Annotated in this window: 1 protein-coding gene; it reads right to left on the minus strand. The window is 70.2% G+C overall.

Annotated features, from left to right (window positions below; genetic code table 11):
• Nucleotides 1-583, minus strand: a 583-nt coding sequence (locus EN994_RS34415) for a translation initiation factor IF-2 associated domain-containing protein (RefSeq protein ID WP_206530583.1), incomplete at both ends; no start/stop codon positions are given.

The raw sequence follows: 583 nt of genomic DNA on the forward strand, positions 1-583 counted from the left end.
GACGCGCCACTTCAGGCGTGACCGGACGGCGCACCGGTGCGCCGGCACCAACCCGCTTCGGCTTGGCCACTTCCTCGTCATCGACTGTTGCCAGTTCGGCAGCCAATGGCGCGCGGCGACGCGCCTCTTCCTCGGCCCGACGGCGGGATTCGGCCTCGGTCTGCAACCGTGCTTCTTCCTCGGCCTGGCGGCGCGCGGATTCATCGCGTTCGCGCTTGCGGCGCTCTTCGTCCTCGGCGCGACGCTTGGCATCCTCGGCGGCGCGCTGGCGGTCCTCGACCTCGCGAACCTTCGAGCCCTCGAGCGCCCTGCGGCGTGCTTCCATTTCACTGCGCGACAGTTCGTTCAGCACCATGCCGCTGCGCTCGACCGGGGCCGGGGGCGGCGGGGGTGGCGGCGCCTTCGGTGCTTCCGGCACGACGACGGGTGCGGCCACGACCGCCGGCTTCGGTGTGAAGACGGGGGCGGCAACAGGCTCCGGCTTGTCGCCGGGCATCGAGAACTTGCGCTTCTTGGTTTCGACGACGACCTGCTTGGTGCGGCCGTGCGAGAAGTTCTGGCGCACAGTGCCCTGTTCCATACC

This window comes from Mesorhizobium sp. M7A.F.Ca.CA.002.09.1.1 (assembly GCF_003998555.1).
GTDB classification, from domain to species: Bacteria; Pseudomonadota; Alphaproteobacteria; order Rhizobiales; family Rhizobiaceae; genus Mesorhizobium; species Mesorhizobium ciceri.